21 protein-coding genes and 1 pseudogene are annotated in these 22,853 nt (G+C 69.3%); 14 read left to right on the top strand and 8 right to left on the bottom strand.

Annotation, left to right across the window (positions count from 1 at the left end; translation table 11 throughout):
* Positions 1-261 precede the first annotated feature (261 nt).
* Both BR07_RS0110580 and BR07_RS0110575 read right to left on the bottom strand, forming a co-directional pair.
* Positions 262-1,215: a M56 family metallopeptidase gene (locus BR07_RS0110580; RefSeq protein ID WP_027505428.1), complete on the bottom strand. Its 954-nt coding sequence runs from the start codon at positions 1,213-1,215 to the stop codon at positions 262-264.
* 42 nt (positions 1,216-1,257) lie between these two features.
* Entirely contained in the window at positions 1,258-1,647 is a 390-nt protein-coding gene (locus BR07_RS0110575) for a BlaI/MecI/CopY family transcriptional regulator (protein ID WP_027505427.1), read from the bottom strand.
* A gap of 130 nt (positions 1,648-1,777) precedes the next feature.
* Between BR07_RS0110575 and BR07_RS0110570 the strand changes: the two genes are divergently transcribed.
* Both BR07_RS0110570 and BR07_RS0110565 read left to right on the top strand, forming a co-directional pair.
* Complete coding sequence (locus BR07_RS0110570) at positions 1,778-3,076, top strand: alpha/beta hydrolase (protein ID WP_027505426.1); 1,299 nt, start codon at positions 1,778-1,780, stop codon at positions 3,074-3,076.
* Between the two features lie 59 nt (positions 3,077-3,135).
* Complete coding sequence (locus tag BR07_RS0110565; RefSeq protein ID WP_442970314.1) at positions 3,136-5,676, top strand: bifunctional lysylphosphatidylglycerol flippase/synthetase MprF; 2,541 nt, start codon at positions 3,136-3,138, stop codon at positions 5,674-5,676.
* A 3-nt stretch (positions 5,677-5,679) separates the two neighbouring features.
* On the opposite strand, the gene BR07_RS0110560 is transcribed toward BR07_RS0110565, so the two are convergent.
* The 3 genes from BR07_RS0110560 to BR07_RS26575 all read right to left on the bottom strand — a co-directional run bounded on the left by BR07_RS0110560 (position 5,680) and on the right by BR07_RS26575 (position 9,163).
* On the bottom strand, positions 5,680-6,537 hold the full coding sequence (locus BR07_RS0110560; RefSeq protein WP_037185434.1) for an ABC transporter ATP-binding protein: 858 nt from the start codon (positions 6,535-6,537) through the stop codon (positions 5,680-5,682).
* Positions 6,534-7,562: a FecCD family ABC transporter permease gene (locus BR07_RS0110555; RefSeq protein WP_081821226.1), complete on the bottom strand. Its 1,029-nt coding sequence runs from the start codon at positions 7,560-7,562 to the stop codon at positions 6,534-6,536. Before BR07_RS0110555 ends, BR07_RS0110560 begins: the two co-directional genes overlap by 4 nt.
* 65 nt (positions 7,563-7,627) lie before the next feature.
* Positions 7,628-9,163 (bottom strand): FecCD family ABC transporter permease, encoded by a 1,536-nt coding sequence (locus BR07_RS26575; RefSeq protein ID WP_081821203.1) that lies wholly within the window; start codon positions 9,161-9,163, stop codon positions 7,628-7,630.
* Between the two features lie 172 nt (positions 9,164-9,335).
* Here BR07_RS26575 and BR07_RS0110545 point away from each other — a divergent pair, with 172 nt between their 5' ends.
* The 8 genes from BR07_RS0110545 to BR07_RS24140 all read left to right on the top strand — a co-directional run bounded on the left by BR07_RS0110545 (position 9,336) and on the right by BR07_RS24140 (position 15,244).
* Entirely contained in the window at positions 9,336-10,049 is a 714-nt protein-coding gene (locus BR07_RS0110545) for a hypothetical protein (RefSeq protein ID WP_037185644.1), read from the top strand.
* 159 nt (positions 10,050-10,208) lie between these two features.
* Positions 10,209-10,646: a PaaI family thioesterase gene (locus BR07_RS0110540; RefSeq protein ID WP_027505420.1), complete on the top strand. Its 438-nt coding sequence runs from the start codon at positions 10,209-10,211 to the stop codon at positions 10,644-10,646.
* An 81-nt stretch (positions 10,647-10,727) separates the two neighbouring features.
* The gene (locus tag BR07_RS0110535; RefSeq protein ID WP_027505419.1) at positions 10,728-11,030 is read left to right on the top strand and encodes an urease subunit gamma; all 303 of its coding nucleotides are present in this window, start codon (positions 10,728-10,730) and stop codon (positions 11,028-11,030) included.
* A gap of 10 nt (positions 11,031-11,040) precedes the next feature.
* Positions 11,041-11,373, top strand: coding sequence for an urease subunit beta (locus tag BR07_RS0110530; protein WP_027505418.1), 333 nt, complete (start codon positions 11,041-11,043; stop codon positions 11,371-11,373).
* Entirely contained in the window at positions 11,373-13,094 is a 1,722-nt protein-coding gene (locus BR07_RS0110525) for an urease subunit alpha (protein WP_027505417.1), read from the top strand. The genes BR07_RS0110530 and BR07_RS0110525 overlap by 1 nt, the downstream gene beginning before the upstream one ends.
* Positions 13,094-13,756: an urease accessory protein UreF gene (locus BR07_RS0110520; RefSeq protein ID WP_027505416.1), complete on the top strand. Its 663-nt coding sequence runs from the start codon at positions 13,094-13,096 to the stop codon at positions 13,754-13,756. Before BR07_RS0110525 ends, BR07_RS0110520 begins: the two co-directional genes overlap by 1 nt.
* A gap of 26 nt (positions 13,757-13,782) precedes the next feature.
* Positions 13,783-14,463, top strand: coding sequence for an urease accessory protein UreG (gene ureG, locus BR07_RS0110515; protein WP_027505415.1), 681 nt, complete (start codon positions 13,783-13,785; stop codon positions 14,461-14,463).
* A 19-nt stretch (positions 14,464-14,482) separates the two neighbouring features.
* Positions 14,483-15,244 carry an urease accessory protein UreD gene (locus BR07_RS24140; RefSeq protein ID WP_081821225.1) on the top strand — a complete coding sequence of 254 codons (762 nt, stop codon included), beginning with the start codon at positions 14,483-14,485 and terminating at the stop codon, positions 15,242-15,244.
* 169 nt (positions 15,245-15,413) lie between these two features.
* On the opposite strand, the pseudogene BR07_RS24135 reads toward BR07_RS24140, so the two are convergent.
* A pseudogene (locus tag BR07_RS24135) lies at positions 15,414-16,752 on the bottom strand (NAD(P)/FAD-dependent oxidoreductase); the annotation flags it as partial.
* Between the two features lie 78 nt (positions 16,753-16,830).
* On the bottom strand, positions 16,831-17,781 hold the full coding sequence (locus tag BR07_RS0110500; protein WP_037185428.1) for an NADP-dependent oxidoreductase: 951 nt from the start codon (positions 17,779-17,781) through the stop codon (positions 16,831-16,833).
* A gap of 90 nt (positions 17,782-17,871) precedes the next feature.
* On the opposite strand from BR07_RS0110500, the gene BR07_RS0110495 reads away from it, so the two are divergent.
* Both BR07_RS0110495 and BR07_RS0110490 read left to right on the top strand, forming a co-directional pair.
* Entirely contained in the window at positions 17,872-18,747 is an 876-nt protein-coding gene (locus BR07_RS0110495) for an LLM class F420-dependent oxidoreductase (protein ID WP_027505413.1), read from the top strand.
* A 1-nt stretch (position 18,748) separates the two neighbouring features.
* Positions 18,749-19,426, top strand: coding sequence for an SDR family NAD(P)-dependent oxidoreductase (locus BR07_RS0110490; RefSeq protein ID WP_027505412.1), 678 nt, complete (start codon positions 18,749-18,751; stop codon positions 19,424-19,426).
* 6 nt (positions 19,427-19,432) lie between these two features.
* Here the strand turns inward: BR07_RS0110490 and BR07_RS0110485 are convergent, their stop codons facing one another.
* The gene (locus tag BR07_RS0110485) at positions 19,433-20,446 is read right to left on the bottom strand and encodes an AraC family transcriptional regulator (protein WP_027505411.1); all 1,014 of its coding nucleotides are present in this window, start codon (positions 20,444-20,446) and stop codon (positions 19,433-19,435) included.
* Positions 20,447-20,527: 81 nt separating this feature from the next.
* Here BR07_RS0110485 and BR07_RS0110480 point away from each other — a divergent pair, with 81 nt between their 5' ends.
* Together BR07_RS0110480 and BR07_RS0110475 are read left to right on the top strand one after the other, a co-directional pair.
* Positions 20,528-22,057 (top strand): flavin-containing monooxygenase, encoded by a 1,530-nt coding sequence (locus tag BR07_RS0110480; protein WP_051613240.1) that lies wholly within the window; start codon positions 20,528-20,530, stop codon positions 22,055-22,057.
* A 72-nt stretch (positions 22,058-22,129) separates the two neighbouring features.
* Positions 22,130-22,849, top strand: a complete 720-nt coding sequence (locus BR07_RS0110475) for a Clp protease N-terminal domain-containing protein (RefSeq protein WP_037185422.1) — start codon at positions 22,130-22,132, stop codon at positions 22,847-22,849.
* Positions 22,850-22,853: the final 4 nt, after the last annotated feature.

Here is a 22,853-nt window from a genome sequence, read left to right as displayed (position 1 = left end):
CAGGCGCGTCGGTGCACAGCAACGATGAATCACCGCGCAGCGTGACGAGCCAGGGCACACATCACCTGGTCATCGATGCGCAAGCGGAGCTCGGGCGCAATGTGAGGTGTCTTGTCACCGGTACGACTCCGTGGCGTCCACGAGGGGACGGATCGGAGCGACGGCGAAATTTGTGCCATATCGACTAACGGATGGTTCTGATGAACCACCGGTAACACTACGCGACGAGTGGTGCCGATGCCGACTCGTGTGAGCCAGTAGTCACGAACCGTGTCGTGCGAGGCGCGTCAGCTCGGTCAACCACGGCACGGCGACGTAGATGGTCGGCACCACGAGGATGGCCGCCGACGCGAGATAGGCGAGAGTGGCGACACCCGGGGTGGAACCGGGAGTGGCCAACCGGCGCACCCGCACCAGCGTGCTCGGCCCACCCGCGGCCAGAGCTCCCCGCGGCGCCGACGATCCGGAGCAGGCCACGAGAGCGCGGGCGAGGGGACGAGGGCCCGTGACGCGCACCGCGGAATCGTCCGCGAGCAGCTCGACCAGCAGCTGCACCGACCCCAGCGCGGACCGGCTGCGCACGACGTGCGGGAACGCCTGGTTGACGGCCATGAACGCCTCGAGAACGAGATCGTGCCGCGCGCGCAGGTGGGAGCGTTCGTGGGTCAGGATGGCGGCCAGCTCGTCGTCGTCCAGGTTGGACAACGTGCCCTCGCTGACCACGACGCGTTGCCGCAGTCCGGGCAGGCAGTAGGCGATGGGGTCGAGGCTCTCGAGGACCCGCACGTCGGTTCCGTGGGCACTGGTCTCGCCCGCACTGCGATCGAGGATGTCGACCAGCGTGCGGTGTCGCGCACGCCGTCGTCGGGTCTTGATCGCCACCAGGGACGTGGCCCAGACGAGCCGCGCACCGATGACGAGGGTGATCGCGAGCACCGTCACGTAGAGGATCCACAGCGGGAGGCCGAGGGCGTCGATCTCGGCCGTCGGCGCCGTGGTGGGCCGGCCGTCCGGTCCGGGGACGAGCAGCTGGCTCGCGATCGCGAGACCGGAACTGAAGGCCGAGAGCACCGCGGCGAGTGCGATCGCCTGCCACAGCACCAGGGCGGCGCGCGGTGTCCGGTGCGGCCATGTCGCACGGGACAGCATCGCGGGAACCGGTCCCGTCAGGATCAACGCGAGTACCGCGAAGACCAGTGCTGTCGGTGCGTTCATGTCCTCACCGTCGTGTGGGAAGGAGCGTCGAGGGTCGAGAGGTCAAGCGTTGGAGGAACCGTCGTCCTGCGTCTCCAGTGCCGCGAGGGCCTCCCGGAGTGCGGCGGCCTCGTCGGCGCCGACCCGACCCACGAAGTGGACCAGGGCAGCAGCGCGTCCGCCGGAGCGGTCGGCCTGCTGGAGGGCGTCGACCATGAGGCTGGCGACAAGCTCTTCGCGCCCATGTACCGGAGCGTACCGATGCGCGCGGTCGTCCCGCTGCTGGGTGACGAGCTTCTTCTTCGCCAGACGCTGCAGGACCGTCATGACCGTCGTGTATGCGAGCTCACGCTTCGACGCCAGTGCCTCGTGGACCTGACGGACGGTCTGCGGCTCCGAACTCGACCACAAATGTTCCATCACTGCTCGTTCGAGATCGCCCAGGCCTGCCATTCGTCAGATGATACGGCTACTCCGACGCAAATGCGTACTACACGGTGTAGCAGCGGGTCGTCGCACGTCGGCGCGCGTCCACCGGCGCGGAAACACGCGTCGAGAACTACTGCGCGGCTACTGTTGCGCCGTGGCATTCGTCGACACGTCGTTGGTCAGTGGACCGGTCCCGATCGTCGTCACGGTCGTCGGAGTGCTCGGGCTCGTCTGGCTCGTGCTCGCGCGGCGTCGGCGGCACCTCACCCGCGCCGTCCCGGTGGCCGTCGCGGTGGCGGCCGTCCTCACGGTGGCGGCGTGGTTCGGCATCGAGAAGATCTGGCGGGTCTTCCCCGATCCCGTCGAGACGTCGGTCTACGTCTGGGTCGGTCTCGGAGTCCTGGGTCTGTTCCTCCTCGTGCCGCGGATGCTGGCCGCGACACGGTGGTGGACCCGCGTGGTGACCGTGATCGCGACGGTGGCCGTGGTCGCGACGTCCGCGCTGCAGGTCAACCTGGTCTTCGACGCCTACCCCACCGTCGGTACCGCCCTGGGGATCTCGTCCGTGCAGGAGGTGGACGTCGACGACGTCACCGGCCGCACCGCCGACCCGATCACCGGTACACCTCTCGCGAGCGTGTGGACCGCCCCCGCCGACATGCCGACCGGTGGTCGCATCCTGGACACGCCGATCCCGGGCACGGAGTCGGGTTTCTCGGCTCGGAACGCGAAGGTCTACCTGCCGCCCGCGTACTTCACCGCACGCCGGCCGCTGCTGCCCGTCCTCGTGCTGCTCGCCGGCCAACCCGGAGCGCCCGACGACTGGCTCACCGGCGGCCGGTTGGTCCAGACGATGGACGCCTACGCCGCCGATCACGCAGGTCTCGCACCCGTCGTGGTGGTGGCGGACGCGACCGGGTCCACCATCGCCAATCCGCTGTGCGTCGACTCTCCGCTCGGCAACGTGGCGTCCTATCTGGCGAAGGACGTGCCGGCGTGGGTGAACGCGACCCTGCAGGTGGACACCGATCCGGCGCACTGGGCGATCGGCGGGCTCTCCTACGGCGGTACCTGCGCCATGCAGATGACCACCAACTATCCGCAGCTCTATCCGACCTTCCTCGTTCTCTCGGGGCAGCTCGAACCGACGTTGGGGGACAAGCAGCGCACGCTGGACGCGGCGTTCGGCGGAAGCGAGGCCGCATTCGAGGCCGTGAACCCGATGAACCTCATGGCCACACGCCAGTACCCCACCAGCGCCGGCGCCTTCGTCGTCGGCGCCAGTGATCCCGATTACCAGAACTCGGCGAAGCAGCTGCTCGCCGCCGCACAGAAAGCCGGAATGGACGTGCGTTATGCCGAGGTCCCGGGTGGACACAGTTACGAGACGTGGTCTGCGGGCCTGAAGCTGGAGCTGGACTGGCTCTGCACCCGGCTGGGGTTGACGTCGTGACCGATCCGTCCGCCGCAGGATCTCCCGCACCGGGTCCGGTCGCCCGTGCGCGGACCGACATCGCCGCGTGGTGGGGACGAACCCGTCGCCAGGGCGCACGGTTGTGGTCCACGATCGCCTACGGCGCCAAGGGGGCTCCGGTCAGCCTGGCACTGCTGGCCGTCATGTGGGTGGGGCTGGTCGTGCTCTCCCTCACCACGCGCAGCTATCGCAGCTTCCTCGACCACCACACCGCGCTGGGCATCGTTCCGATCGAGAACCTGCGGCTCTGGACCCCCGTCACGTCGGGGCTGTTCGCCGTGGGGGTGGCCGCTTTCGTCGTCGCCACCGCGTTGTTCCTCGTCGTGGCCGCGCCGATCGAGCACCGGATGGGTACCCGGCGCTTCGCGGTCGCCGTCCTGGTGACCCAGGTGGGCGGCTCGCTGCTGGGTCTCGCGCTGGCCGCTCTCGGGCAGTTGCTCGACGAGGGGTGGGGTTTCCAGCTCCATCTCGGTGTCACCTCGGGCCCCACGGCCTGGATCCTCGGCACGCTGATGGTGGCCAGCGCGAACATGGGAACGCTCTGGCGTCGGCGGGTGCGGGTGGGCCTCGTGGCGCTGACCGTCGTGATGGCCCTGTTCGGTGGCCATCTCGCCGACATCACCGCGCTCGGCTCGGTCGTGGTCGGCGCAGTGGCGGGTCCGTTGATCGTCGGACGATCCTCTCGCGCCACCCATCTCGCCGGTACCCGCCGCGAGGGTCGGGTGCTGGTGGCCCTCATCGTCGCGGCGTCCGCGATCGGCCCGATGATCGCTGCCTTCTCGCCCAATGCGGTGGGCCCGTTCGCCGTCCTGCGCGAACTGTTCCGCAGCCAGGAGTGGACGCTCGACGAGGTGAACCTGGTCTGTGGTGCAGATCCGGGGTCCACCGACTGCCGACGCGGGCTGCTCGATCTCCGACTCGGTGGCGTGGGACCGGTGCTGGCCAGCGTCATGCCCTCGGTCTATCTGTTGGTCCTCAGCGACGGACTGCGCCGCGGGCGTCGGTTCGCCTGGATCGGTGCGATGGTCTCGCAGGTCGTGCTGCTGGCCCTGGCGCTCGCCAACTACCTGATCCGCTTCGCCGATCTGGACAACGGCGACACGCTGTTCTACGGCGTCGCAGATCCGACGCTCTACCGCACCGCCGTCCCGTTCGTCGTCCCCCTGGCGGTCATGGCACTGCTGGTGGTCACGCGCACGAACTTCGACGTGTCCGCGCCTGCCGGTACGTACACGCGACTGTGGGCCACCGTGGTCGGGGCCGGCGCGGTTCTCGCCGTTCTCTACGTCGCCGTCGGCGCGCTGATCCGGTCCGGCTTCGACGGCAGCCCGGGAGTGCTGACGCTGCTCGGCGACTTCCCGCAGCGGCTCGTGCCCCCGGTTCTGCTGCAGTGGTTCGACCCGCCCTTCCTGCCGACGAGCTGGCTCGCCACCGTGCTCTACGAATGGACCGGCATCGTGTTCTGGGCGGTGCTGGTCGTCGCGACCGCGGGGTCGTTCGTGAGACCGGCGTACGGCGTGGAGACCGACGCCACCGAGCGCGCCCGGGCGGTGCTGACGAGCAGCAGCGGCAGCGCCCTGTCCTGGATGACGACGTGGCGCGGCAACCGGTACTGGTTCTCGCCCGACGGTCACAGTTACGTCGCGTTCCGGGTGATCTCGGGTATCGCTCTCACCACCGGCGATCCGGTGGGTCCGCCCGCGGACCGGGAGGCGGCCATCGTCGGCTTCTCCGAGTACGCCGCCGCGAACGGATGGTCGCCCTGCTTCTACTCGGTGACGCCGGACGTCGCGGCGATCACCGGCGCTCTGGGTTGGGAGAGCATCCAGGTGGGGGAGGAGACCGTGCTCCCGCTCGCGGATCTCGCCTTCACGGGCAAGAAGTTCCAGGACGTCCGCACCGCGGTGAACCGGGCGAAGAAGGCCGGTGTCGAGGCCGAGTGGATCTCGTTCCCGACGGCGCCGCTGGCGATCACGGACCAGATCACCGCGATCTCCGAGGAGTGGGTCGCCGACAAGGGCATGCCCGAGATGGGCTTCACGCTCGGCGGCCTGGACGAGGTCGACGATCCGCAGGTCCGGTGCCTCATCGCCGTGGACGAGCAGCGCACCGTGCACGGCATCACCTCGTGGATGCCGGTGTACCGCGACGGCGTCGTCGTGGGCTGGACCCTGGACTTCATGCGCCGTCGGTCCGAGGGCTTCCGGCCCGCGATGGAATTCCTCATCGCGTCCGCCGCACTGTCCCTGCAGGAGGAGGGCGCGCAGTTCCTCAGTCTGTCGGGAGCGCCGCTGGCCAAGGTGGGCGATCCGACCGAGGACACGGCGCAGACGTCGACACTCTCGGGGATGCTCGAGCGTCTGCTCGACGTCGTGGGCCGCACGCTCGAACCGGTCTACGGCTTCCGGTCGTTGCTGGCGTTCAAGTCGAAGTTCCAGCCGGTGTACGAGCCGATGTACATGACGTTCCCCGATCCGGCTGCGCTACCGAGCATCGGCAACGCCATCGGACGGGCCTACCTGCCGGACGTGTCCTTCGGTCAGAGTGTCCGGCTCGTGAAGACGATGATCGACCGCTGACCGTCAGGCCGGTCGGATGCCGGCGCCCGCCCGGACGTGGCGGGTGCCGATGGGCACGATCAGCGGACGATCGGAGACCGGGTCGTCGATGACGGCCGCGGACAGGCCGAAGACGTCGAAGAGCATCTTCTCGGAGATGACCTCGGACGGCGCACCGCTGGCGACGATCGCTCCCTCGTGCATGACCACGAGACGGTCGCTGTAGCGGACGGCCAGGTTGAGGTCGTGCAGCACCATCACCACGGTCCGGCCCATCTCGTCGTGCATCCGGTCCACCAGGTCGAGGACCTCGATGGAGTGCGCGAGATCGAGGTAGGTGGTCGGCTCGTCGAGGAGCAGGACGTCGGTGCCCTGCGCCAGTGCCATGGAGATCCAGGCACGCTGGCGCTGTCCTCCCGAGAGCTGATCGACGGGACGTTCGGCGAGATCCTCGATACCGGTGAGCTTCAGCGCACGCGCCACCTCGGACTCGTCGTCGCGGGACCACTGCCGGATCCAGGACTGGTGGGGATGGCGGCCTCGTGCCACCAGGTCCGCCACCGTCAGCCCCTCCGGGGCGATCGGCGACTGCGGGAGCACCCCGAGAGTGCGCGCGACGTCGCGGGTCTTCATGTGGCCGATCGCCTTGCCGTCCAGCGTCACCTGGCCCTGGCGCGGGGACAGCAGGCGGCCGAGGGCGCGCAGCAGAGTCGACTTGCCGCAGCCGTTGGGTCCGATGACCGTCGTGACGACGCCGGTGTGGATCTCGAGGTCGAGCCCCTCGATGATGATGCGGTCGCCGTAGCCGACCGAGATGTTCTCCGCGGCGAGACGGTGCGGAGGTGTGGCTCCGGTGATCTCCGGATGCGCGTGCACGCTCATACTGTCGCCTTTCGGTTGACTCGGACCAGCAGATAGAGGAGGAAGGGTCCGCCGAGGACGGACGTGACGATGCCGACGGGGAGCTCGACCGGCAGAATCGTGCGCGCCACCAGGTCGGACCCCACCACGGTGACGGCGCCGGTGAGGGCCGAGGCGATCAGCGGAGGCTCGGCGCACCGGGTCAGCCGCAGGGCGATCTGCGGCGCGGCGAGGGCCACGAATCCGATCGGGCCGGCGACGCTCGTGGCGATGGCGGCCATCGCGACCGAGATGACGAGCAGGACGGCCTGGGACCGCTGCACGTCCACGCCCAGCGAGCGGGCGGTGTCCGGCCCGAGCCGCATGGCGGACAGTCGGAACGACATGATCACCGAGCCCGCTCCGAGAACGACCACGGCGGCGGTGACGGGCCACACCTGCGACCACGTGGCGCCGGACAGCGTCCCGGTGAGCCACAGCTGGGCGCGGGTGACGTCGGTGATGTCGGCATTGACCAACATCCAGCCGATCAGCGCGACCATCATGGCGTTGATCGCGATGCCCACGAGCACCAGCCGCATGCCCTGAACTCCGCCCCGCCACGACAACAGGTACACCAGCGCTGCGGTGAGCAGCCCGCCGACGAGAGCGGCGAGGGTCACGCCGAGCGTGGCGAACAGGCCCACGGCCGTACTGGTGCCGCTCAGGACGATCAGCGAGATGGCGGCGACGCTCGCGCCGGACGTGATGCCGAGAATGTCCGGGCTCGCGAGTGAGTTGCGGGTGATCGACTGCATCAACGCGCCGGAGACGGCGAGCGCAGCTCCTACGAGCGCGCCCGTGAGGGCACGCGGCAGGCGGAGGTCCATGACGACGAAACGCTCGATCCGCGAGCCGCCGCCCACCAACACGTTCACGACGTCCGGGATCGACAGCGGGTAGTCGCCGCGCCCGACGTTCAGACAGAACACGAGGAACAGCACGATCGCGAGGGCGAGGGTGACGAGCACCCTGGCGGGGCGACGCACCGTCGACAGCGGTCCCATGCGGAAGGCCGGGCGACCCGCCACCGACGGCGCGGTCGCCGCGGAACGGACGGTCGGGTGGGCGGTCACAGCGACACCAACGTCCGACGGCGTACCAGGGCGATGAAGAACGGCGCGCCGATCAGCGCGAGCACGATGCCGACCTGCAGTTCACCGGGCCGCACGACGACGCGACCGATGACGTCGGCGAGCACGAGCAGGACACCGCCCAGCGCGCCGGCGAACGGGAGCAGCCAGCGATAGTCCGGGCCGGTGATGGCACGCGCGATGTGGGGCACCACCAGTCCGACGAAGGCCACGGGCCCACACGCAGCGGTCGCCGCGCCGGTCAGAAGTGTGATGGCCACGATGCCGACGACGCGCGTGAGGGTGATGTTGGTGCCCAGTGAGCGGGCGACGTCGTCGCCGAGGCTGATCGTGTTGAGGGCGGGCGTGCCCGCGACGGCGATGATCAGCCCGATGACGATGAACGGGAGCACGGTCCAGAAGATGTCCGGCCCGCGTCCCGAGACGGAGCCGACGACCCAGAACCGGTAGCTGTCGAGGGTGGTCTGATCGAGCAGCACCACCGCGTTGGTCATGGCCTGCAGGAAGAACGCGATCGCGGCTCCCGCGAGGGCCAACGACAGCGGGTTGGCCCTCGCCCCGCCCAGAGACGCGGTACCGAACACGACGATGCTGGCGGTTGCAGCGCCGGCGAAGGCGAACCAGAGGTAGCCACCGGGGGAGGTGATGCCGAAGAGGTAGATCGCCATGACGACGAAGAAGGCGGCACCGGCGTTGAGGCCGAGCAACCCGGCATCGGCGAGCGGATTGCGGGTGTGGCCCTGGATCAGGGCGCCGGCGACGCCGAGTGCGATGCCCACGACGAGTCCGAGGATCGTGCGGGGGAGGCGTAGCGACCGGACGATCACGTCGGTGTCGGTCCCGGTGGCGGAGAACAGCGCATGGAAGATCTCGGCGAAGGTGAGCGGCCGCGCACCGACGGCCACGCTCATGAGCGCGACGAGCACGATGGCGGCGACGAGGATGATCAGTCCGGAGGTTCGGCGTCGACGGGTCGCTGCCGAGGAGGTGTCCGGAGCGACCGGTTCGAAGTCCTCCGCGACCGCGACGGTGAGCCGGACCGTCTCGACACCGGGCTTCCGACGCAGCGTCAGAGCAGGTCGGACGCCCACCGCGTCACCGGTCTCGGCGTCCCGCAGCACGAGGGCGAACAGGGACTTTCCGACGCTCTGTCCGGCGCGACCGTCCCGGAACCCCCGGTTCCACACCAGCACACCCGCGGCCGCGAGCACCGCGATGACGCCGAAGACCGCGCGGTCGACCTGGCCGCCGCCGTTGTCGTCGGCGAGCGATCGGACGACGACGAGGCCGAGCACGAGGGGGAGCAGGACGACACCGACGTCGACCGCCGAGGCTGCCGCGACGGTCACCCGGCCGGGCGCCCGCCGATCCGCGTCGGCGATCGAGTAGTCGCGATCGGGACGAACCGTGGTGCCGGGCTCGGGGAGGTCGTTCGGGCCGGGGTGAGATGCGAGAGGTCCGGACGCGGTGTCGGTCACGCGGTCCTCCTCGATCGGTGTGGTGGTGTCTCTCATGGAAGGTTACGCAAGCCTAAGCAGTCGTGTGGCGGCGCGGTCTCGCGGTGATGCGAACCACACCCGGTTGTCTTTGATGTATTGGTTAGGCTTACCTTATGACTCGACCGGTCGCCTCGACCGGTCGGTGCGTGTCACCGTCCGGGCACCTGCAGACGAGGAGTTCCATCCGATGACAGTCACGATCGACACCGTCGTCTCACCGCACGATCGTCGAGCCGCGGTGTCCACCGCCTTCCGGCACACCATGACCGCTCTGCGACACCTCGATCCGGAGGCCCCCCGCGTGTACGCCGTCGCGGACATGGCCGAGCAGAGCAAGCGTCGCTGGTGGTCGTTCGCCACCGGGCTCGAGTCGGGCCGCTTCGAGGCCCTGCTGCGCCGGTCGTCGCTCGACCATCCGGACCCGCGTCGTGCGGTGGACCAGGTGGCGGCCGCACTCGTGCACGCGGTCGTGGGACGGTCGGCCGCGGCGTTCGTCGGATGTGGACGGGTGTGGGACCCCGGCCCCGAGAATCTCTGGATCCATCTCGACAGCGACGTGGGCATCGACTGGGCGGGCGTGCGGGACACGGCGCTGCGCTCGGTGTCCGGCTCGGGCGCGACCGCGGGAACGGTGGTCATGCCGTGCGACGAGGCGCTCGCGGCCTGGACCGCGCATCGCGCTGCTCGCTCGCTCGAGGTCGCCGCGGCAGGGTTGTCCGCGCTCGGTCCTCTGGACGCCACGCAGATGAGCCGCATCGTGGGCGAGTCGGTCCTCGGCGCCTCGGCACGAGTTCCGTTGCTGGGTGGCGTGTCTCGTGACGGCGGCTGGCGCAGGGGGCAGATGCTCCTCGATGCGTTCGTCGACGCGGGGTGGCGCGTTCGGTTACGGCGACTTGCGTGACTTAGGCAAGGCTATCCTGTATAGTCCGAGCCACACGAACTTCGGATCGTGCCGACGTCCTGAGGGCTGCAGCGACGTCGGCGTCCGTGCCCCGGCGGGCCTCGCGACACACTGCGAGGCCCGCCGCTTCGTGTCCGTCCACGTGATTCACTGAACGCCATGAACGATGTGTCACCGTCGGTGTCGGACGAACTTCGAGAGCAGCTGGACAGCGGTTTCGGGAAGGTGCTGGGTCTGCAGTTCCGCGAACTGGGGCCCGATCGGGTCACCGCGGAGTGGACCGTGCGCCCGGAGCTCTTGCAGCCGTTCGGGATCGTGCACGGCGGCGTGCACTGCGCCGTCGTCGAGTCGCTGGCGAGCACGGCGGGCGCCCTGTGGTTGGGGGATCGCGGCCACGTCGTCGGAGTCAACAACACCACCGATTTCATCCGCGCCGCCCGCGAGGGCGTGCTCTCCGCCGAGGCACTGCCCGTGCACCGCGGGCGGACCCAGCAGATCTGGACCGTCACCATCACCGATGCCGCGGACCGTCTCATCGCCCGCGGCCAGGTCCGACTGCAGAACATCGAGGACACCGGGCGGATCGGCGCGTCCTGACGCGCGTCCGGCGAGCGCGACGGCCGAGGTCGTGCCAGCATTGCCTGTCGCCGTCGTTCGCCGCGAAGGGAAGTGTCCCCCATGAGATTGTCTCCGCACGAGCAGGAGAGGTTGCTGCTCAGCTACGCCGCGGAACTGGCGCGTCGCCGGCAGCAGCGCGGACTCCGGTTGAACCATCCGGAGGCGATCGCGCTGATCACCGACCACCTGCTCGAGGGCGCACGCGACGGGCGGTCCGTGGCGGAACTGATGTCGTCGGGCCGTGAGGTGCTGACCCGCGCCGACGTGATGGACGGCATCCCGGAGATGCTGCACGAGGTGCAGGTGGAGGCCACGTTCCCGGACGGCACCAAGCTCATCACCGTTCATGACCCGATCTCGTGAAGGAGTACGCGTGATTCCCGGAGAGATCATCACCGAGGACGGGTCGATCGAGCTCAACGCCGGTCGTGCGTCGCTCACTCTCGACGTCGTGAACGACGGCGATCGGCCGGTGCAGGTGGGTAGTCACGTCCATCTCCCGCAGGCCAACGCCGCGCTGACGTTCGATCGCGTCGCCGCGCACGGGAAACGCCTCGACATCCCGGCGGGCACCGCGGTGCGGTTCGAACCGGGTATCGCGCAGGAGGTCGTGCTCGTCGACATCGGCGGTCTCCGCGAGGTTCACGGCATCTCGCTCACCCCGCCCGGCGCACTGGACGACACGACACCCCGGGACGGTCACTGATGGCGTACCTCGATCGTTCGCGCTACGCGGAGCTGTACGGACCCACCACGGGTGACCGGATCCGCCTGGCAGACACCGATCTGCTGATCGAGATCACCGAGGACCGCAGCGGTGGGCCGGGTCTCGCCGGCGACGAGGCCGTGTTCGGTGGCGGCAAGGTGATCCGCGAGTCGATGGGACAGTCGCGGGCCACGCGGGCCGACGGTGCGCCCGACACGGTCATCACCGGTGTCGTGGTTCTCGACCACTGGGGCGTGATCAAGGCCGACGTCGGACTGCGTGACGGACGGATCGTGGCGCTGGGCAAGGCCGGGAACCCGGACACCATGCCGGGAGTGCATCCCGGTCTCGTCATCGGGCCGTCCACCGAGATCATCGCCGGCAACGGCAAGATCCTGACCGCCGGCGCCATCGACTGCCACGTGCACCTCATCGCCCCCCAGCTCATGGAGGAGGCGCTCGGCGGTGGCATCACCACCATCATCGCCGGCGGCACCGGCCCCGCCGAGGGCACGAAGGCGACCACCGTGACCCCGGGTGCCTGGCATCTGGCGCGGATGCTCGAGGCCATGGACGGGTGGCCGCTGAACGTCGCGCTGCTGGGCAAGGGCAACACCGTCTCACCCGACGCGATGTGGGAGCAGTTACGTTCCGGCGCATCGGGTTTCAAGCTGCACGAGGACTGGGGCTCGACCCCGGCCGCCATCGACGCGTGCCTGCGGGTCTGCGACGAGGCCGGTGTGCAGGCGGCGCTCCACTCGGACACTCTGAACGAGGCGGGCTTCGTCGAGGACACCCTCGGCGCGATCGCCGGTCGCGGCATCCACTCGTACCACACGGAGGGTGCGGGCGGCGGGCACGCGCCGGACATCATCACGGTCGCCTCGCAGCCCCACGTGCTCCCGAGTTCGACCAACCCGACTCGGCCGCACACGGTCAACACACTCGACGAGCATCTCGACATGCTGATGGTCTGTCACCACCTCAGCCCGTCCATTCCCGAGGACCTCGCCTTCGCCGAGAGCCGCATCCGCCCCTCGACCATCGCGGCCGAGGATCTGTTGCACGACATGGGTGCCATCTCGATGATCGGCAGCGACTCGCAGGCCATGGGACGCATCGGTGAGGTGGTCATGCGGACGTGGCAGACGGCCCACGTGATGAAGAAGCGTCGTGGCTTCCTCGCCGGTGACTACCGTGCGGACAACAACCGCGCGATGCGGTACGTCGCGAAGTACACGATCTGCCCGGCCGTGGCGCACGGACTCGACGGCGAGGTCGGATCCGTCGAGCCCGGCAAGTTGGCCGACCTCGTGCTGTGGGAGCCGGCGTTCTTCGGTGTCCGGCCGCATCTGGTGATCAAGGGTGGCATGATCGCGTGGGCCACCATGGGCGACGCCAACGCCTCGATTCCGACACCGCAGCCGGAACTGCCGCGACCGATGTTCGGAGCGGCACCCAAGGCGGCGGCCGCCACGTCCGTGCACTTCGTCGCGCCCCAGGCGCTCGACGACGGGCTGGCCGATCGCCTCGACGTCGCGCGTCGACTCGTTCCGGTCGGGAACGTCCGCGGCATCGGGAAGGCACAGATGGTGAACAACGACGCGGTTCCCCGCATCGAGGTCGATCCGGACACCTTCACCGTCCGCATCGACGGCGACGTCTGGACCGAGCAGCCGGCGACGGAGCTGCCGATGGCGCAGCGGTACTTCCTGTTCTGATGACGAATCCGCATTCCGGTGTCGGCCTCGCCACGTTGCTCACCCTCGCCGACTCACGGCTCCCGATCGGTGGGCACGTGCACTCGGGGGGAGTCGAGGAGGCGATCGCCGAGGGACTCGTCCGGGACCTGCCGACGCTCGAGGCGTATCTGCTGCGGCGTATGCGCATCAGCGGCGCCGTGGCGGCGTCGATCGCTGCCGCTGTGGCCGCCGGTGTCCTGCCCGCGGACACCGCCGATCGCGAGACCGACGCCCGCACGCCGTCTCCTGCGGCTCGCGCCGCGTCCCGCGCCCAGGGGAGGGGGTTGCGTCGCCTCGCCGAGACGGTGTGGCCGGACCACGACTGGACGGCGGTCGGACGGCGCCCGCACCTGCCCGTCGTGGCGGGAGTCGTCGGTGCCGTCACCGGCGCGGGACCGTACGAGACGGCGTCCGTGCAGATCTACACGGCCATGACGGGCGCCGCCATCGCCGCCCAGCGACTTCTCGCGTTGGACCCGGGCGCCGTGGCGGGGTGCACCGTGGCGCTTGCGGCCGAGTGCGACCGGATCGCGGCCTCGGTCGCACGCGCGCTCCCGGCTCTGTCCGACGAATCGGATCCGCTGCTGGACCACCTCGGCGAACGTCACGTCCGGCGCGAACGCCCCCTCTTCGTCTCCTGATCACCCCACAGAAAGAGAGAACACCCATGCCTCCGCATCTCATCGACGGCGAGCCCCACTCCCACGCCCTGGACCGGCCCAAGCGCGTCCGCACACCCGGAGAAGCGCTGCGCGTTGGTATCGGCGGTCCCGTCGGATCCGGCAAGACCGCACTGGTGGCGGCGCTGTGCCGCCAGCTGCGCGAAGAACTGTCGCTGGCCGTGCTGACCAACGACATCTACACGACGGAGGATGCCGACTTCCTGCGCCGCCACGCAGTTCTGCCGGACGAGCGCATCACGGCCGTGCAGACCGGCGGCTGCCCGCACACGGCGATCCGTGACGACATCACGGCGAACCTGGACGCCATCGACGACCTGGTCGACGCCAATCCGCCACTCGATCTGATCCTCGTCGAGTCGGGCGGCGACAACCTCACCGCGACGTTCTCGTCCGGGCTGATCGATGTGCAGATCTTCGTCGTGGACGTCGCCGGCGGTGACAAGGTGCCGCGTAAGGGCGGTCCCGGCGTGACGTTCTCGGATCTGCTCGTGATCAACAAGACCGATCTCGCCCCCATGGTGGGTGCCGACCTCACGGTCATGGAGAACGACGCGGTGCGGGTGCGTGAGGGTCGTCCCACCGCTCTGATCTCGCTCACGGAGGATCCTGCCGCGACGGTGGTGCTCACCTGGGTGCGCGAGCAGCTCGCTGCCGTCGCCGCCTGACGTGACGACGCACGGCGCCCTGCGCTCGACGGTGCTCGTCGTCGCGTCGCGGAGCAGGTCACCGCGCATCGAGGCGGTGGGTGGGCTCGCCGTGCGCCGGACCGGTGTCGACCGCGTCCACCTCGTCGGCTCGGCCGCGACCCCGCTGGGTGGGGACACCATCGACGTCCGGATCGTGGTCGAGGCGGGGGCGCGGCTGCACGTGTGCAGTGTCGCCGCCTCGGTGGCGTTGCCCGGGCGCTCGACCGACGTGTCACACGCGTCGTGGACCGTGGACGTCGAGGACGGCGCCGAGGTGATCGTGGACCCGGAACCCACCATCGTCGCCGGGTCGGCGGACCACCGATCGTCGGTGTCGCTGCATCTCGGCGACCGGGTACGCGCCGCCGTGCGCGAACGAATCCAGATCGGCCGCACCGGGGAACTGGACGGCCGGTGGTCGGGTCTCCTTCGAGTCGACGGCGTGGCCGGTCCGGTGCTCCGCCACCGACTCGACCTGGGCAGGGGCGCCGCAGGGCACGACGCGCTCTTCGCGCCGACCGCGTCGATCAGTACGTTGACCTGGCCGGAGTGCTTGGCGGACAGTCCCTCCGGAGACGCCGTGGCCGGTCTGGAGACGACGATGCCGATGGCCGGAGGCGGAACACTGTCCACCTGGCTCGGCCATCGGCTCCCGGTCACCCGGTCGGTCGCTGCGCTCTCGGCGCGGGGAGATCAGCCTGCGCGCTTGGCCTCCGCGGTCTCCGCCGCTCCGTCGTTCGCGGAGGGCTCCTCGCCCTGACGCTCCGCCGGTGTGGGTGAGGCGCCGGAGGCGGCCCGCTTCTCCGTGCTGTCGAGCTGCTTGCTCTGTTCCGCTGCGTCGGCCGTGGCACCGGACTCGCGGTCCGCCGCCTTCGAGGTCGCCTCGACCGTGCGGGTGGGGATCGCCACGCCGTCGACGCGGTTCTCCTGCTCGAGCGTGTGGAGTTGCTCGATCGCGAGGCGCGCGAACACCTGCTGTTCGGTGGACGCCATCTGCGCCCGACCCTTGCCCAGGAAGGTGACGAACCAGGAGATCACCGTCGTCAGACGGTTCCGGTATCCCACCTGGTAGAAGAGGTGGAGTCCGAGCCATGCGACCCAGGCGATGAATCCGCCGAACTCCAGCTTGCCGACCTTGCACACGGCGCTGAATCGCGACACCGTGGCCATCGACCCCTTGTCGAAGTACGAGAACGGCTTGCGCTCGGACGGGTTCTGTCCGTCGAGTGAAGCCTTGATCTGCTTCACCGCGTACTTCGCGCCCTGGATCGCGCCCTGCGCCATACCCGGGACGTCCTTGACCGACATCATGTCGCCGACCACGAACACGTTGGGGTGTCCCTTGACGGTCAGATCCGGCTCCACCACGACACGGCCCGCGCGGTCGACCTCGGTGCCGTCGGACTGGTCGGCGAGCTGCTTGCCCAGCGGGCTGGCCTGCACGCCGGCGGACCAGACCTTGCACTGCGCCTCGATGCGGCGTTCGGTGCCGTCCTTGTCCTTGACGGTGAGACCGTCGTTGTCGACGCCGGTGACCATCGCGTTGAGCTGGATGTCGACACCGAGCTTAGTGAGGCGCTTCGCGGCCTTCTCGCCCAGCTTCTTTCCCATCGGGGGGAGCACGGCGGGCGCCGCGTCGAGCAGCACCACCTTCGCGTCCTTGGCGTCGATGTTGCGGAAGGCTCCGTCGAGCGTGCGCGTCGCGAGCTCGGAGATCTGGCCCGCGAGCTCGACGCCGGTGGGGCCTGCGCCGACCACGACGAACGTCATCAGGCGCTCGCGCTCGGCCGGATCGGTGGACAACTCGGCCTGCTCGAACGCGCCGAGGATGCGTCCGCGCAGTTCCAGGGCGTCGTCGATCGTCTTCATGCCGGGTGCGAACTCGGCGAAGTGGTCGTTGCCGAAGTAGGACTGCTGTGCGCCCGCAGCCACGATGAGACTGTCGAACGGCGTCACGGTCTCGCGCTCGAGCAGCCGCGAGGTGACGGTCTTGTTCGTCAGGTCGATGGTCTCGACGTCACCCATCAGAACCTCGGCGTTCTTCTGCTTGCGCAGGATGACGCGGGTCGCGGGGGCGATCTCGCCGACCGAGAGGATGCCTGTGGCCACCTGGTAGAGCAGTGGCTGGAACAGGTGGTGGGTGGTCCGCGCGATGAGCGTGACGTCCACATCGGCTCGCTTGAGGGCCTGTGTGCCGAAGAGGCCACCAAAGCCGGAACCGATGACGACGACGCGGTGGCGCTTCTTCTCGTTCGTCTCGACGCTCATGTATCCGCTCCTAGATGTCTATGCGTTCTGAGCTCAACGGTAGTCTCCCCACCCCCGCGCGTCTCCGCGAGGCCGTCGTCAGGGGACGAGGACGTACTTGCCGCGCGGGTGGTGCGTCTGCAGTTCGCGGTGAGCGGTGGCCGCCTCCGCGAGGGGAAACGTCCCGGCCACCGTCACGGTGATCACCGATCCGGCCAACTCGAGCAGAGGCAGACGCGCCTCCTTGCGCCGTGCGGCGCTCTCGTTGTTCCCGCCGCCCGCGGACCGGAAACCCTCGTCGGCTGCCCGACCGAAGGCAGTGATGGTCACGATGCGCGTCCGGTCCTGCACCACCACCAGGGACACGTCGATCGCCTCGTCGGTGCCGGCCGTGTCCAGCGCGGCATCCACGCCGTCGGGCGCCGCGGTGCGTACCCGGTCGAGCAGACCGTCGCCGTACGCGACTGCGACGGCGCCGAGGGCGCGCACCGCGTCGAGGTTGCGGGGATTCGCGGTGCCGATCACCTGTGCTCCGCGGTGCAGGGCGAGCTGGACCGCCTGCGAGCCGACGGCGCCGGATGCTCCGTGGATCAGGACGCAGTCGCCCTCCTCTACGCTCGCGAGCTCCGCCATGTCGTAGGCGGTGGCCGCAGTGAGGGAGTACCCGGCCGCTTCCTCCCAGCCGAGCGCCTGCGGTTTCGGCAGCACCGCGTCGACATCGACGAGAAGGCGATCGGCGTAGGCACCGTCTGCCAGAACGATGACCTCGTCGCCGACACGGACGGGACCCGCCGGTCCGACGGCGTCGCGCCCCACCGCGGACACCACGCCCGACGCCTCGCTGCCGAGGTGCAGCGGGAGTGTGCTCTCGTCCGTCCCGAATGCGCCGCTGTAGAGCTTGTGATCGAACGGATTGACGCCGGCGGCGCGAATGTCCACGACGACCTGTCCGGGACCCGGTTCGTCGACCACCTCGTCGCGGATCGCCAGGACGTCGGGTCCACCGAAGGCCGTGGCGACCACGGTGCGTGTCGTTCTCGAACCAGTCATACGAGGACCAACGGTGCCCGGTGCTCCGAATGTTCCCCGGGAGTGCACCGCGTCGGCGGAGTGCTGATCCGACCATCGAGGAGAACCATCGTGCAGTTGGCAGTCCACTATCCCTACTTCACCCTTCCGGGTGGCTCCGCGGCCACGGCGGGACTGCTCTCCGACTCCGCGCGCGCTGCGGAGGACGGCGGGTGCACGCTGTTCACGCTCATGGACCACTGGTTCCAGATGGAGAATCTGGCGACCGCGCAGGACCCCATGCTCGAGGGCTACACCTCGCTGGGCTTCCTCGCGGGCCGGACCGAGAGCATCCGCCTGGGCCTGCTCGTCACGGGCGTGACCTATCGGCATCCGGGGCTCCTGGCGAAGACGGTCACGACCCTGGACGTGCTCTCCGGCGGTCGAGCGATGCTCGGCATCGGTGCGGCCTGGTACGAGCGCGAGCACCGCGGCCTCGGTGTGCCGTTCCCGTCGACGGCCGAGCGGTTCGAGCGTCTCGAGGAGACGTTGCGCATCTGCAGACAGATGTGGAGCGACGACGACGGACCCTTCGAGGGCACGCACTACTCGCTGGCCGAGACGCTCTGCGAGCCGAGGCCGCTGCAGAGTCCGGGTCCGCCCATCATGGTCGGCGGGTCGGGGGAGAAGAAGACACTTGCGTTCGTCGCGCGGTACGCCTCGCTGTGCAACCTCTTCGCCCCCGACCAGGAGACCGTGGCACACAAGCTCGACGTGCTGCGCGGTCACTGCGAGCGCGAGAACCGCGACTACGCGGCAATCGAGAAGACCATCATCACCTCGCTCGACCCGGTGGCCGACGAGGCCGGATTCCTCCGGGAGATGGAAGGGTTCGCCGCGCTCGGAGTCGACACCCTGTGCGTGAGCCCGCAGGGACAGGACCCGGTGACCTGGACCCGGTCCGCCACCGCAGCCGTGGTCGACACACTCGCCGGATTGGAGAACTGACATGGACCTCCCGGGCAAGCACTTCCTGGTGACCGGCGCTTCCGGCGCTCTCGGATCGCGCATCACTCGCCGCCTGCTCGACGCCGGCGCCACCGTCACCGCGTCCGGCCGCTCGGAGCAGACGCTGGCCGGTGTCGACCTGGGCAGCGCGCACCTCGTGGCGTCGGACCTGACCCACCCCGCGGCCCCGGCCGACCTGATCGCGGCGGCCAAGAGCCACACCGGAACGCTCGACGGCGTCGTGATCGCCTCGGGCGTGGTGGCGTTCGGACCCGCGGCCGAGGTGGACGACGACACCGTCGACGATCTCCTGCTGGTGGATCTGCTGGCGCCACTGCGGCTGGTGCGATCGGCACTCACCGAGGTGGAGTCCGGGGGCGTCGTCGTCAGCATCAGTGGGGTGATCGCGGAGAAGCCCGTCGGCGGGATGGCTGCGTACTGCGCGGCGAAGGCCGGGATCAGCTCGTTCGTCGAGGCGGCTCGACCGGAAGCGCGTCGGCGCAAGCTGCGGGTCGTGGACGTACGTCCGCCGCACACCGAGACCGGTCTGGCCGGGCGCGCGATCGCGGGCACGGCGCCCACCATGCCGGACGGTCTCGATCCGGACGCTGTCGCCGACCGGATCGTCAAGGCCATCGTGGACGACGAGAAGGATCTGGCGTCGACCGACTTCAGTTGAGTCGGGTCAGAGAGCGCCGCGGCGGACGGTGGTGGGCGTCGCGTTCCACCACCGTCGGCACGCACGAGTGAAGGCGGACTGCTCGGACAGTCCCACAGCGGCCGCGATCTGACTCATCGGCAGCGACGTCGTCGTGAGGTACCGATGGGCCTCCGTGCGGCGCACCTCGTCGACGATCGCCGCGAACGACGTTCCCTCCCCGGCCAATCGGCGTTGCAACGTCCGCGGGTGCAGGTTCAGCAGATGTGCGGCACCGTCGATGTGCGGTGGGGTGGTGCCGAGGGACTGCTGCAGGATGGTGCGCACTCGCGGTGCCACCTCGGTGGTGGGTCCGGCGCCCTGCCGAGCGAGGAAGGCCAGGGCCAGCCGTTTGAGGTTCGAGTCTCCGCCGTGGAGCGGTCGGTTCTGGAGTGTGGCCGGGACCCGGAGGACGGCGGCGGGACGGCCGACGCTGACCGCGACGCCGAAGAAGTTCTCGTAGACCGACACCGGAGCCGCCGGCACGTAGGGGAGCTCGACCGAGCGGAGTCCGTACGACCCGCCGACCAGTGCGATGGTGGCGCGGTGGAGGAACCCCAGCCCCATGTCGGTGCCCTGGACGGGCGCGACGACCCCGGGCTTCGTTCCGTACCGCAGCGCGACGATCCCCGGCGTCCCGTACGGGTCGAGTTCGGCACGCAGGCTGAGCGACTGGGCATGGATGAACAGGTAGTGCTCGGTGCACTCGAGTGCCTCGCCCACGGTCGAGGAGTTCTGGATCGCGAGTGCGAGCGGCCCGAGCATGCCGAGATCCTGGCGCCGTGCGATCCGCAACCCCAGATCGGGGCACGCCAGCTCCGCCGCGGCGATCTCGAGAACCGCGGCCATGGCGACGTCCTCGACGAGGAGGTCGTCGGCGTCGAGCGCGTCCACGGGCAGCCCCGCCGCGACGGCGTACGCCTCGGCGTCCCCGCCCAGTTCGGCCACGGTCGCGCGGAAGCCGCGGAGACCGGCGGAGCGGATGGCGGGCACAGCGCTCACCTTGGGTCAGCTGTCGTCTGAAGTCAACTAGTTGTCGTGTGGTGTCAAGCCATCGGGTGGTGGCACGAGGACACTGGAGTCATGACGTCCACCACCGATCGACTCGACTCGTCCCCGACCGACACCACCCTCGAGCATCTCGACGTGATCGTCGTCGGCGCCGGGCTCTCCGGCGTCGGTGCGGGCTACCGCCTGTCGACGGAGCATCCCGGCAAGTCGTGGGCCATCCTCGAGGCGCGGTCCTCGATGGGCGGCACCTGGGATCTGTTCCGCTACCCCGGTGTGCGCTCGGACTCCGACATGTACACGCTCGGCTACCAGTTCAAGCCGTGGCGCGAAGCAAAGTCCATCGCCGACGGGCACTCGATTCTGAAGTACATCGAGGAGACCGCTGCGGAGTTCGGGATCGACGAGCACATCCGGTACGGGACCCGCGTCGTCGGCGCGGATTTCTCCACCGCGGAGGCTCGCTGGACCCTGACTCTCGACGTGACCGACGAGTCGGGAACCTCGCAGCAGCAGATGACGTGCGGCTTCCTGTACTGCTGCTCGGGCTACTACGACTACGCCAAGGGCTACAACCCCGACATCCCGGGACTCGACACGTTCGAGGGCACCGTGGTGCATCCCCAGTTCTGGCCCGACGATCTGGACTACGCCGGCAAGAACGTCGTTGTGATCGGCAGTGGCGCCACCGCAGTGACCCTCGTGCCGTCGATGGCGCGCGACGCCGGTCACGTCACGATGCTGCAGCGTTCACCCACCTGGATCAGCGCGGTCCCCGGACGTGACAAGCAGGCGGACAAGATTCGTGATCTTCTCCCGGCTGGCCTGGCGCACAGCGTGATCCGGGTCAAGAACATTCTGTTCAGCACCGGCTTCTATCAGTTCTGCCGGCGTCGTCCGCAGGCGGCACGGCGACTCCTCACCAACCTCTCGACCAAGATCCTGGGCGACGAGAAGCTGGTGGCCGAGCACTTCACGCCCGAGTACAACCCGTGGGATCAGCGACTGTGCGCCGTCCCCGACGCCGATCTGTTCAAGGCGATGAAGAAGGGGAAGGCGTCGGTGGTCACCGACCGCATCGCCTCCGTGCGCCCCGACGGCATCGACCTGCAGTCGGGCGCCTCGTTGCCCGCCGACGTGATCGTCACGGCGACGGGGCTGCAACTGCTCGCCTTCGGCGGCATCGAGCCCAAGGTGGACGGCGTGACCGTCGATCTGTCGAAGCAGTTCGTGTGGCAGGGCGCCATGATGACAGGTGTCCCGAACTTCGCCATCTGCATCGGATACACCAACGCGTCGTGGACTCTGCGCGCCGATCTGACGTCGCGTCTCGTGTGCCGCGTGCTCGGCTACATGGACGACAAGGACTTCGCGTCCATCGTCCCGCAGCCCGACGGCCCGCTCGAGGAGCGTCCGCTGCTGGACCTGCAGTCCGGCTACGTCCAGCGCTCGATCGACGCCTTTCCCCGGCAGGGCGATCACGGCCCGTGGCTGGTGCGTCAGAACTACATTCTCGACTCCATCACCACGCTGCGGGGCGACCTCGGCAAGACCCTCTCGGGGACGCCGCGTCGGTCGGTGCGACGCGCCGCCGGAGTCGCCTGACCCGCAACGCGCAGGACCATCCATCGTCAACTCAGGGTTGACGATGGGTGGTCGTCATTCTACGGTCGACGCATGACCGACACCGATCCCGCGCCCGGTGTGCGCCTCGACGATCTGATCGTCGCTGTCTCCCGCACCGACACCGACCCTCTGATCCAGCTCTCGCGAGCCGTCGTCGCCGCCGAGCGCCTCGGCGACGTGGCCGACCACCTCGTCGGACACTTCGTCGACCAGGCACGTCGGTCCGGGGCGTCCTGGACCGACATCGGCCGCAGTATGGGAGTGAGCAAACAGGCCGTGCAGAAGAAGTTCGTGGCCAGGCCGCACGCCGACGAGGCGTTGAACGCGAGCCAGGGTTTCGCTCGTTTCACAGAGCGCGCGAAGAACATCGTGGTGGCGGCGCAGACCGAGGCCCGAGCGCAACGGGTGTCGTCGATCACTCCCGACCATCTCGTGATCGGACTGGTGCAGGACCCCGACTCGTTCGGCACCCGTCTGCTCGCGACACAATCGGTGACGCCCGACGACGTACGCGCCGCCGTCTCGGCACGAGGTTCGTCCGCGCGGGAGCACGGTGAGCCGCCGGCACTCGTTCCGTTCGATGCTGCGACGGCGAAGATTCTGGAACTGACGTTCCGCGAGGCGCTGCGCCTCGGCCACGACTACGTCGGCACCGAACACGTGCTGCTCGCGATGCTGGAGTTCGAGAACGGGACGGGGCTGCTCAGTGGTCTCGGCGTGACGAGGGACCAGGTGGAGACCGACCTCGCTGCCGCTCTCGATCTGTCCTGAGAGC

This window comes from Rhodococcus sp. UNC23MFCrub1.1, assembly GCF_000686025.1.
Lineage (GTDB): Bacteria > Actinomycetota > Actinomycetes > Mycobacteriales > Mycobacteriaceae > Rhodococcoides.
The sequence above is the reverse complement of the archived record's forward strand: the minus strand, read 5'-3'. Positions and strand labels throughout refer to the sequence as shown.

What these genes read in the sequence shown, in the direction of transcription:
- BR07_RS0110580 (WP_027505428.1), bottom strand. Translation starts at nt 1,215, where the DNA reads ATGAACGCACCGACAGCACTGGTCTTCGCGGTACTCGCGTTGATCCTG.
- BR07_RS0110575 (WP_027505427.1), bottom strand. Translation starts at nt 1,647, where the DNA reads ATGGCAGGCCTGGGCGATCTCGAACGAGCAGTGATGGAACATTTGTGG.
- BR07_RS0110560 (WP_037185434.1), bottom strand. Translation starts at nt 6,537, where the DNA reads ATGAGCGTGCACGCGCATCCGGAGATCACCGGAGCCACACCTCCGCAC.
- BR07_RS0110555 (WP_081821226.1), bottom strand. Translation starts at nt 7,562, where the DNA reads ATGGGACCGCTGTCGACGGTGCGTCGCCCCGCCAGGGTGCTCGTCACC.
- BR07_RS26575 (WP_081821203.1), bottom strand. Translation starts at nt 9,163, where the DNA reads ATGAGAGACACCACCACACCGATCGAGGAGGACCGCGTGACCGACACC.
- BR07_RS0110545 (WP_037185644.1), top strand. Translation starts at nt 9,336, where the DNA reads ATGACAGTCACGATCGACACCGTCGTCTCACCGCACGATCGTCGAGCC.
- BR07_RS0110540 (WP_027505420.1), top strand. Translation starts at nt 10,209, where the DNA reads ATGAACGATGTGTCACCGTCGGTGTCGGACGAACTTCGAGAGCAGCTG.
- BR07_RS0110535 (WP_027505419.1), top strand. Translation starts at nt 10,728, where the DNA reads ATGAGATTGTCTCCGCACGAGCAGGAGAGGTTGCTGCTCAGCTACGCC.
- BR07_RS0110525 (WP_027505417.1), top strand. Translation starts at nt 11,373, where the DNA reads ATGGCGTACCTCGATCGTTCGCGCTACGCGGAGCTGTACGGACCCACC.
- BR07_RS0110520 (WP_027505416.1), top strand. Translation starts at nt 13,094, where the DNA reads ATGACGAATCCGCATTCCGGTGTCGGCCTCGCCACGTTGCTCACCCTC.
- ureG (WP_027505415.1), top strand. Translation starts at nt 13,783, where the DNA reads ATGCCTCCGCATCTCATCGACGGCGAGCCCCACTCCCACGCCCTGGAC.
- BR07_RS0110500 (WP_037185428.1), bottom strand. Translation starts at nt 17,781, where the DNA reads ATGACTGGTTCGAGAACGACACGCACCGTGGTCGCCACGGCCTTCGGT.
- BR07_RS0110490 (WP_027505412.1), top strand. Translation starts at nt 18,749, where the DNA reads ATGGACCTCCCGGGCAAGCACTTCCTGGTGACCGGCGCTTCCGGCGCT.
- BR07_RS0110480 (WP_051613240.1), top strand. Translation starts at nt 20,528, where the DNA reads ATGACGTCCACCACCGATCGACTCGACTCGTCCCCGACCGACACCACC.
- BR07_RS0110475 (WP_037185422.1), top strand. Translation starts at nt 22,130, where the DNA reads ATGACCGACACCGATCCCGCGCCCGGTGTGCGCCTCGACGATCTGATC.